The following is a 10,008-nucleotide window of genomic DNA, read 5'->3' on the forward strand; positions in this document are numbered from 1 at the left end:
CATAAACGTATGGAAATTATTCTTGGCGTGGTGATGTTCACGCTAATTGTTTTGGCTCTGGCGTTGTTGATTTTGTTTGCCAAGTCAAAGCTTGTTAACTCTGGCGATGTGCTGATTGAGATTAACAACGAAGCAGACAAACAGTTCCATGCTCCGGCTGGCGACAAGCTGCTGAATACGCTTTCAAACCAAGGGATTTTCATCTCTTCGGCTTGTGGTGGCGGCGGTTCATGTGGGCAATGCCGTGTGACCATTAAAGAGGGGGGCGGTGATATTCTGCCGACCGAGCTTTCGCACATCACCAAGCGTGAAGCGAAAGAGGGTTGCCGTCTTGCGTGTCAGGTCGCTGTGAAACAGGACATGAAAATTGAGCTGCCGGAAGAAATATTCGGCGTGAAAAAGTGGGAGTGTGAAGTTATCTCTAACGATAACAAAGCAACTTTCATCAAAGAGCTCAAGCTGCGTATTCCTGATGGCGAAGTTGTGCCGTTCCGTGCCGGTGGGTATATCCAGATTGAAAGCCCGCCTCATGAAGTTAACTATCAGGACTTCGATGTGCCGCAGGAATATCGCGGTGACTGGGATAAGTTTAACCTTTTCCGTTTCAAATCAGTGGTGAAAGAGCCGTGTGTCCGCGCTTACTCGATGGCGAACTACCCGGATGAAGCAGGCATCATCATGCTGAACGTACGTATTGCTACGCCACCGCCGAATGTACCAGATGCTCCTCCAGGCATAATGTCCTCGTACATCTGGTCGCTGAAAGCGGGCGATAAAGTGACAATTTCCGGGCCGTTCGGTGAGTTCTTTGCCAAGGAAACGGAGGCGGAAATGGTGTTTATTGGCGGTGGGGCCGGTATGGCGCCAATGCGTTCACACATCTTCGATCAGCTCAAACGCCTTCATAGCACCCGCAAAATCAGCTTCTGGTACGGCGCTCGTTCTCTGCGTGAAATGTTCTACGAAGATGAGTTTGAAAAACTGGCGCAGGAAAACCCGAACTTTACCTTCAATGTGGCGCTTTCTGATCCGCAACCAGAAGATAACTGGACGGGCTACACTGGCTTCATCCACAACGTATTATTGGAAAACTATCTTCGTAGCCATCCAGCTCCAGAAGACTGCGAATTCTATATGTGTGGGCCGCCAATGATGAATGCTGCGGTTATCAAAATGCTCAAAGACCTGGGTGTCGAGGATGAGAACATCATGCTTGATGACTTTGGCGGCTGACGGGAGCTATTATGCTGACAGTATTTTTAGCCACCTTTACCATTTTTATTCTGGTGATTTTCGGCATGTCGCTGGGCGTGATCGTAAAGCGTAAAACGCTTCAGGGTAGCTGTGGTGGTATTGCCGCGCTAGGCATGGAGAAAGTCTGCAATTGCCCTGAACCTTGCGATGCACGTAAGAAACGAATCGCAAAAGCGGAGCGGCAGGCAAAACTTCAGCAAAACCGCATTATTTAAACCTTCTGAAACCTCCTGCATCTGCAGGAGGTTTTCTTTCTGTCTTTCCTCAATCATAGTTTGACTGTATACTTATCCAGTATCAAAACTGGTGTGAAAAAGTATGCGTAAAATCATTCATGTTGATATGGACTGCTTTTTTGCAGCCGTTGAGATGCGTGATAACCCGAGCTTGCGGGATATTCCATTGGCTATCGGTGGTAGTGCGCAGCGGCGTGGGGTTATCAGCACAGCAAATTATCCAGCGCGTAAATTTGGCGTGCACAGCGCAATGTCGACTGCCATGGCACTCAAATTGTGCCCACATCTGACACTTTTACCTGGGCGTTTTGACGCATATAAAGAAGCTTCCAACCATATCCGCGAAATATTTAGCCGCTACACCTCGCTTATTGAACCTCTGTCTCTGGATGAAGCATATCTGGATGTGACCGCAAGCATGAACTGCCACGGTTCGGCCACTCTCATGGCGAAAGAAATTCGCCAGACCATTTCAGATGAACTTAATCTCACCGCTTCAGCGGGGATCGCTCCGGTCAAATTTCTCGCCAAAATAGCGTCAGACCTTAATAAGCCCGACGGGCAATACGTCATCACTCCAGAAGAAATTCCTGCATTTTTGCAAACTTTGCCGCTTGGCAAAATTCCAGGCGTTGGCAAAGTGACTGCGGGAAAACTGGAAAGCCTGGGCTTGCGGACGTGTGCCGATGTGCAGAAAACGGATTTAGCGTCTTTGCTCAAACGATTTGGTAAGTTCGGGCGGATACTTTGGGAGCGAAGCCAGGGTATTGATGAGCGCGAAATTAACAATGAGCGCCAGCGCAAATCGGTAGGTGTTGAGAAAACGCTGGCCGAAGACATTCATGATTGGCAGGAGTGTGAAGCCATCATTGAACAACTTTATGCTGAACTTGAGCGACGTCTGAAAAAGGTGAAACCAGATTTATTGATTGCTCGTCAGGGAGTCAAACTCAAGTTTAATGATTTCCAGCAAACCACTCAGGAACATGTCTGGCCCCAGTTGAATAAAGCCGATTTAATTGCTATTGCGAAGCAAACTTGGGAAGAGCGCAGGGGAGGGCGAGGCGTAAGGCTAGTGGGGCTGCATGTCACGTTACTGGACCCGCAGTTGGAGCGCCAACTGGTTCTGGGAATATAAAAAAACCCTCTCAATGAAAGGGTTTTGATCTACACGTATTTGGCTTACTTAGCTGGAATTGCTTTTAGCAACTCAGTCAGCAGGATCCAGTACTGACCTACGCTTGCGATATGAACTTGTTCATCCGGGGAGTGTGGACCCGTAATGGTCGGTCCAATAGAAACCATGTCCATCTCAGGATAAGGTTTTTTGAACAGCCCACATTCCAGACCGGCATGGATAACCATGATGTTTGGCGTTTTGTTGAACAGCTTCTGGTAAGTTTCACGTACCAGCCCCATCACCGGGGAGTCAGCGTCGGGCTGCCAGCCTGGGTAGCTGCCTTTGGCAACACTTTGTGCGCCAGCCAACTGACCCAATGCCTCGAGCATGCCGACCACATAGTCTTTGCCGCTATCAATCAGGGAGCGAATCAGGCAGATAATTTCTGCGCTTTCATCAGTCATTGAGACCACACCCACGTTCAGTGAGGTTTCCACTACACCTTTAACCGCGTCTGAATTACGGATAACGCCGTTTGGCATTGCATTGAGCAGGTTAATGAAAGCATCACGGCTTTTTGCTGTTAGCGCCGCTTTGTCGGTGGTGGTTGCTTCAACCAGGACAGTGGTATTTTTCTCAACTGCACCCAATTCATTTTGCAGAATTGACAGGAACTTAGCTGCCAGATCTTTGAACTGTGCTGCTTTGTCGGCAGGGACTGCAACAATTGCAGAGCCTTCGCGCGGAATAGCGTTACGCAGCGTTCCACCGTTCAAATCAATCAAACGAGCGTCCAGTTCAGCCGCATGTGCAAACAGGAAACGCGCCAGCAATTTGTTGGCATTGCCCAGACCCAGGTGAATTTCAGCACCTGAGTGACCGCCTTTCAGACCTTTGATGGTCAGCTTGTAGGTTTCGTAACCCGCAGGAACTGCTTCGCGTTGCAGCGGCAGCGTGGAGATAAAATCAATCCCGCCCGCGCAACCCATATAGATCTCACCTTCTTCTTCAGAATCGGTGTTGATCAGAATATCAGCTTGCAACCAGCCCGCTTGCAGGCCAAATGCGCCATCCATACCGGCTTCTTCGGTCATGGTCAGCAGAACTTCTAATGGGCCATGAGCGACAGTCTCATCAGCCAGCACTGCGAGTGCAGAGGCCATACCGATGCCGTTATCAGCACCCAGTGTCGTACCGCGTGCTTTAACCCATTCACCATCAATATATGGCTGAATCGGGTCTTTGGTGAAATCATGGACAGTGTCGTTGTTTTTCTGCGGCACCATATCAAGGTGAGCTTGCAGGACGACCGCTTTACGGTTTTCCATACCCGCTGTTGCAGGTTTACGGATCAGGATATTGCCAACCAGGTCGCGCTCAACATGCAGGCCTTTTTCTTTTGCCCAGGACAGAATATGTTCCGCGAGTTGCTCTTCATGATAAGAAGGGTGCGGAATAGAACAGATTTTGGCAAAAATATCCCACAGTGGTTGCGGAGATAATTGAGACAATTCAGACACGATAAGTCTCCTTGACATCGACTCTGCTGACATTTTTTATTCGTGCAGAGCGGGATTGAACTTAATGAAATACAACACAAGTAAGCATTGTGCGCTGGCTTGAGAATACCACTATAACTGAGGTTGTGACGACCTAAAGCACGTAAAAACCAGAAGGACAGGCCTGCAGCACTGGTTTTTAGTGCGCCAGATCTCTATAATCTCGCGCAACCAAAACCCCTTTGAACATTTTTAAGCCGTTAATAACTGGCTGGGATAATTTCACATGAGCGAAAAATACATCGTCACCTGGGACATGTTGCAGATTCACGCACGTAAGCTTGCAAGCCGTCTGCTTCCTGCTGAACAGTGGAAAGGCATTATTGCTGTTAGCCGTGGCGGCCTGGTTCCTGGCGCATTGCTGGCACGTGAACTGGGGATTCGTCATGTTGATACCGTTTGTATCTCCAGCTATGACCACGACAACCAGCGCGAGCTGACCGTTCTGAAACGTGCTGAAGGTGATGGCGAAGGCTTCATCGTGATTGATGACCTGGTAGACACCGGCGGTACCGCCGTTGCTATTCGTGAAATGTATCCAAAAGCGCATTTCGTGACTATCTTCGCCAAGCCTGCTGGCCAGCCTTTGGTTGACGATTATGTTATCGATATCCCGCAAGATACCTGGATTGAACAGCCATGGGATATGGGCGTTGCATTTATTCCGCCTTTAGCCGGTCGTTAATAGCCTGAGAATTTGCACTGATTTACGCCCGGCATTGCCGGGCGTTTGTGTTATTTAGCCACCGACAGAGTACAATAGCCCCATTCCTGACGTTTGTATGGAGGCAGAAACGATGTCGCAGGCCAATCTTAGCGAAACGCTATTTAAACCCCGATTTAAGCATCCCGAGACGTCGACTTTAGTTCGTCGCGCTCATCATCAAACTGCCCCTGTTATCCAGTCTGCGCTGGACGGCGCAACAGTGCCTCACTGGTATCGCATGATTAACCGCCTGCTTTGGGTCTGGCGTGGCGTCGATGCGCGTGAAATTCTTGAAGTGCAGGCCAGAATTGCAGCCAACTCGGGTGAGCGAACCAATGATGATTTGTATGATACGGTGATCGGCTATCGCGGCGGCAACTGGATCTATGAATGGTCGAAGCAGGCCATGATGTGGCAACAGCGTGCCAATCAGGAAACGGATAAAGTAAAAAGCGGCAAATACTGGTTACAGGCTGCCAATCTTTATAGCATCGCGGCGTACCCACATCTGAAAGGCGATATGCTCGCGGAACAGGCTCAAGTTCTGGCAAATCGCGCATACGAAGAAGCGGCTCCGCGGCTTTCTGGGGGGTTGCGTGAGCTGGAGTTTACCATTCCTGGTGGTGGGGCGATTACTGGCTTCCTCCATGTTCCAAAAGAAGGGCAAGGGCCATTCCCGACGGTACTCATTTGTGGTGGCCTGGACGCATTACAAAGCGACTATTACACCTTGTTTGAGAAATATTTTGCGCCTCAGGGTATAGCGATGCTGACCATCGATATGCCATCGGTCGGGTTTTCATCAAAATGGAAATTGACTCAGGACTCTAGCCTTTTACACCAGCATGTTCTCAAAGCGTTGCCGAACATTCCCTGGGTTGATCACACTCGTGTCGCGGCGTTTGGTTTCCGTTTTGGCGCGAATGTTGCGGTGCGATTAGGTTATATCGAAGCGCCTCGCCTGAAGGCGGTCGCGTGTTTAGGCCCCGTCGTTCATAGCTTATTGAGCGATGCATCACGCCAGGCACAGGTACCAGAGATGTATATTGATGTGCTGGCAAGCCGTTTGGGAATGAATGATGCGTCTGACAGCGCATTGCGCGTGGAATTGAACCGCTATTCGCTCAAAACTCAGGGTCTATTAGGGCGTCATTGCCCAACGCCAATGTTATCTGGTTACTGGGAAAACGATCCGTTCAGTCCAGAGATTGATTCGCGATTAATCACTTCGTCATCATCGGATGGTAAGTTATTGGCGATCCCGTTTAATCCGGTGTATCGCAACTTTGACAAAGCGTTGAAAGAAATTACCAGTTGGATCAAGCAGAGATTACGTTAATGATTTGCTAAATTTCATTGGTTTGGTAAAACAGTTGCTTCACAACAGGAGATCGCAATGACGTTACCGAGTGGACACCCGAAAAGTAGATTGATTAAAAAATTCGCCTCGCTTGGCCCATATATCAGGGAAGAGCAATGTGAAGATAACCGTTTCTTCTTCGATTGCCTGGCTGTGTGCGTCAATGTGAAGCCTGCACCAGAGAAACGTGAGTTCTGGGGCTGGTGGATGGAATTAGAAGCGCAGGAAAAGCAATTTACCTACACCTACCACTTTGGTCTTTTCGATAAAGAAGGTAAGTGGACCCAGACGGCAGCAAAAGACAAAGAAGTGGATGAAAGACTTGAGCAAACACTGCGTGGTTTCCACGAACGTTTACGAGAGTTACTCAGCACGCTAGGTCTTAATTTGGTGCCAGCGGAAAATTTTGCAGAAAAGCCGGTTAAGCTTTCTGCATAAACAAAAAAGCCCTTCTCTAATGAGAAGGGCTTTTTATTTACAGACTAGAACTGATAAACCATGCCTAATGCGACGATATCATCGCTGCTAATACCCAGCGGGTTATTATCATCCAGTTGGTTGATTTTATAATCAACGAAAGCAGACATGTTTTTATTGAAGTAGTAGGTTGCGCCAACATCAATGTATTTAACTAAATCAGCATCGCCAATTCCTTCGATTTCTTTGCCTTTCTGCTGCACGTAACCCAATGATGGGCGCAGGCCAAAATCAAATTGATATTGAATCACAGCTTCAAAACTTTGCGTTTTATTTGCAAAGCCGCCTGAAATTGGCGTCATATTACGTGTTTCAGAATACATTGATGCGACGTAAATATTATTCGCATCATATTTTACACCAGTGGCCCAGGAATCAGCTTTATTGCCTTGACCACGTGCCATAGCCTGTTGTGCGTCAGTACGGTCTGACGTGGTATATGCGCCGCCCAGTTGGAAATCACTGCCGCCAAAATCGTAAGTCAGGGCGGTGCCGAAACCATCACCGTTCTGTTTAGAAACGTCACGGTTTTCGTTTTTGCCCTGATATTGCAGAGTCATGTTCAGGCCATCTACTGCACCAAAGAAATCAGTGCTGCGGAACGTTGCCAGGCCTGATGCTCGCTTAGTCATAAAGTTATCTGTTCTGGCTGAAGAGTCTCCGCCAAATTCAGGGAACATATCAGTCCAGGCTTCCACGTCGTACAACGCACCAAGGCTACGACCATAATCAAATGAACCGAAATTAGCATATTTCACACCGGCAAAAGCATAACGAGTTTTCGTGGTGGAACTGCCTTCGTCTTTATTTCCTGAAAATTCAGCTTCCCATTGACCATAACCAGTTAATTGGTCATTAATCTGAGTTTCACCTTTAAAGCCGAAGCGAACATAGGTCTGGTCGCCATCCTTAGTGTTGTCATCGCTTAAATAATGCATCGCTTTGACTTTTCCATAGACATTAAGTTTGTTGCCATCTTTATTATATATTTCCGCAGCCTGAGAAGATGCTGATGCAACAATGCCTAATACCATTAATGCCAGAGTGGTCTTTTTCATTTTTCATCCCAATAGTGTTTACGCGCTAAATTTAATCGGGAAATATCCCGTTAAAAAACGCAGAGAGTTTTATCGTTTTGAGATGAAAGATTTATGACAGAGTAAGATAAAGTTTAAATAAAAGTAATAAATTTTAATTGTCATAAATATGTCAAATTTTGCCGCTACGTTACTCAGTCCTTTACGCAAACTTCGCTGTTTTCCTTGCTGGGACGGTTGGCAAGCCGCATGACTCCTGTTACAACGTCATCTGACATTTTACTCGTCATGCTTCAAGCTACAGGGTCGTTGGCTGCATTCTTTCACCCCAGTCACTTACTTTAGTAAGCTCCAGGGGATTCAATCTCTTGCCGCCTACCTGTAACTCGAAGTATTTAGAGTATAATTTTTCCAATTTCGTTTAAACGGCAGAGAATCATGAGTGACAGCCAGACGCTGGTGGTTAAACTAGGCACTAGCGTATTAACCGGTGGCTCGCGCCGCCTGAATCGGGCTCATATCGTTGAGCTGGTGCGTCAGTGCGCACAACTCCATGCCTCAGGGCATCGTATTGTTATTGTCACCTCCGGGGCGATTGCCGCGGGGCGCGAGCATTTGGGATACCCCGAACTCCCCGCAACCATCGCCTCTAAGCAACTGCTTGCGGCGGTAGGGCAAAGCAGGCTGATTCAACTTTGGGAACAGCTGTTTTCTATCTACGGCATTCATGTTGGGCAAATGCTCCTGACACGTGCTGATATGGAAGATCGCGAACGCTTCCTGAACGCTCGTGACACCCTTCGTGCGCTGCTTGATAACAATATCGTGCCCGTAATCAACGAAAATGATGCTGTCGCAACAGCAGAAATAAAAGTCGGTGATAACGATAACCTTTCCGCGCTGGCGGCGATCCTGGCGGGCGCTGATAAACTATTGTTGTTGACGGATCAACAAGGTCTGTTTACTGCTGACCCGCGCAATAATCCAACTGCTGAATTAATCAAAGAAGTCCACGGTATTGATGACGCATTGCGTGCCATCGCTGGCGACAGTGTTTCCGGCCTCGGAACTGGTGGAATGGGTACGAAACTGCAAGCGGCGGATGTTGCTTGCCGTGCGGGTATCGATGTTGTGATTGCAGCAGGCAGTAAACCCGGTGTTATTGGTGATGTGATGGCAGGCGTTTCTGTCGGAACCCGTTTCCATGCGCAGCAATCACCGCTTGAGAACCGTAAGCGTTGGATTTTTGGTGCGCCTCCTGCGGGTGAAATTACCGTTGATGACGGAGCTCTGGCCGCGATTCTTGAGCGAGGTAGTTCTTTACTGCCAAAAGGCATCAAGAGTGTAAAAGGCAACTTCTCGCGTGGGGAAGTTATCCGTATCCGCAGCCTGGAAGGGCGTGATATTGCCCACGGTGTATGCCGCTATAATAGCGATGCCCTGCGTCGTATTGCGGGTCACCACTCTCAACAAATCGATGAAATCCTGGGTTATGAATATGGCCCGGTTGCCGTTCATCGTGATGACATGATTGTTAACTAAGGAGCTGGCAATGCTGGAACAAATGGGCAAAGCAGCCAAAGCAGCCTCTTATCAGATGGCACTGCTCTCGAGCCGCGAAAAAAACCGTGCGCTGGAAAAAATCGCAGATTATTTGGAAGAACAAGCAGAGAGCATTTTAACTGCCAATGAGCAGGATTTGGTGGAAGCAAAAGCGAGCGGCTTAAGCGAAGCAATGCTTGATCGCCTGCAACTGACACCGGCGCGTTTAAAAAGCATTGCTGATGATGTTCGCCAGGTATGCAATTTAGCTGATCCTGTAGGCCAGGTTATTGATGGTGGTCTACTGGACAGCGGTTTGCGCCTCGAGCGTCGTCGCGTGCCTTTAGGCGTGATTGGTGTGATTTATGAAGCTCGCCCTAACGTCACTGTTGATGTTGCCTCTCTGTGCCTGAAAACAGGTAATGCGGCGATCCTACGTGGTGGGAAGGAAACGTGGCGCACAAATGCCGCGACGGTAAAAGTGATTCAGCAAGCGCTGACGGAATGTGGATTACCCGCAGCTGCAGTGCAGGCGATTGAAAGCCCGGATCGTGCTCTGGTGAACGAATTGCTGCGTATGGATAAGTACATCGATATGCTGATTCCGCGCGGTGGGGCGGGTCTGCATAAACTCTGCCGCGAGCAATCCACTATTCCTGTTATCACCGGTGGAATAGGCGTTTGCCATATTTTTGTTGATGGAAGCGCTGAATTTAC

Annotated in this window: 10 protein-coding genes; 8 read left to right on the forward strand and 2 right to left on the reverse strand. The window is 48.5% G+C overall.

Annotated elements, in window-relative coordinates:
• Positions 1 to 9 precede the first annotated feature (9 nt).
• The 3 genes from nqrF (at position 10) to dinB (ending at position 2,628) form a co-directional block, all read left to right on the forward strand.
• Positions 10 to 1,233 carry an NADH:ubiquinone reductase (Na(+)-transporting) subunit F gene (nqrF, locus tag GBAG_RS03625; RefSeq protein WP_034493596.1) on the forward strand — a complete coding sequence of 408 codons (1,224 nt, stop codon included), beginning with the start codon at positions 10 to 12 and terminating at the stop codon, positions 1,231 to 1,233.
• Positions 1,234 to 1,244: 11 nt separating this feature from the next.
• A complete protein-coding gene (nqrM, locus tag GBAG_RS03630; RefSeq protein WP_034493598.1) occupies positions 1,245 to 1,469 on the forward strand; it encodes a (Na+)-NQR maturation NqrM in 225 nt (74 codons plus the stop codon).
• Positions 1,470 to 1,572: 103 nt separating this feature from the next.
• Positions 1,573 to 2,628, forward strand: coding sequence for a DNA polymerase IV (gene dinB / locus GBAG_RS03635; RefSeq protein WP_034493600.1), 1,056 nt, complete (start codon positions 1,573 to 1,575; stop codon positions 2,626 to 2,628).
• Between the two features lie 44 nt (positions 2,629 to 2,672).
• Here the strand turns inward: dinB and pepD are convergent, their stop codons facing one another.
• The gene (gene pepD, locus GBAG_RS03640; protein ID WP_034493601.1) at positions 2,673 to 4,130 is read right to left on the reverse strand and encodes a beta-Ala-His dipeptidase; all 1,458 of its coding nucleotides are present in this window, start codon (positions 4,128 to 4,130) and stop codon (positions 2,673 to 2,675) included.
• A gap of 265 nt (positions 4,131 to 4,395) precedes the next feature.
• Between pepD and gpt the strand changes: the two genes are divergently transcribed.
• The 3 genes from gpt (at position 4,396) to crl (ending at position 6,673) form a co-directional block, all read left to right on the forward strand.
• Positions 4,396 to 4,854: a xanthine phosphoribosyltransferase gene (gene gpt, locus GBAG_RS03645; RefSeq protein ID WP_034493602.1), complete on the forward strand. Its 459-nt coding sequence runs from the start codon at positions 4,396 to 4,398 to the stop codon at positions 4,852 to 4,854.
• Between the two features lie 112 nt (positions 4,855 to 4,966).
• Positions 4,967 to 6,214: an esterase FrsA gene (frsA, locus tag GBAG_RS03650; RefSeq protein ID WP_034493604.1), complete on the forward strand. Its 1,248-nt coding sequence runs from the start codon at positions 4,967 to 4,969 to the stop codon at positions 6,212 to 6,214.
• A gap of 57 nt (positions 6,215 to 6,271) precedes the next feature.
• A complete protein-coding gene (gene crl / locus GBAG_RS03655) occupies positions 6,272 to 6,673 on the forward strand; it encodes a sigma factor-binding protein Crl (protein ID WP_034493607.1) in 402 nt (133 codons plus the stop codon).
• A gap of 44 nt (positions 6,674 to 6,717) precedes the next feature.
• On the opposite strand, the gene phoE is transcribed toward crl, so the two are convergent.
• Positions 6,718 to 7,770 (reverse strand): phosphoporin PhoE, encoded by a 1,053-nt coding sequence (gene phoE, locus GBAG_RS03660; RefSeq protein WP_034493609.1) that lies wholly within the window; start codon positions 7,768 to 7,770, stop codon positions 6,718 to 6,720.
• Positions 7,771 to 8,187: 417 nt separating this feature from the next.
• On the opposite strand from phoE, the gene proB reads away from it, so the two are divergent.
• Positions 8,188 to 9,291 (forward strand): glutamate 5-kinase, encoded by a 1,104-nt coding sequence (gene proB / locus GBAG_RS03665; RefSeq protein WP_034493611.1) that lies wholly within the window; start codon positions 8,188 to 8,190, stop codon positions 9,289 to 9,291.
• Between the two features lie 10 nt (positions 9,292 to 9,301).
• A partial coding sequence (proA, locus tag GBAG_RS03670) for a glutamate-5-semialdehyde dehydrogenase (RefSeq protein ID WP_034493613.1) occupies positions 9,302 to 10,008 on the forward strand: 707 nt, incomplete at its 3' end.

The organism is Buttiauxella agrestis ATCC 33320, from assembly GCF_000735355.1.
Taxonomy (GTDB): Bacteria; Pseudomonadota; Gammaproteobacteria; order Enterobacterales; family Enterobacteriaceae; genus Buttiauxella; species Buttiauxella agrestis.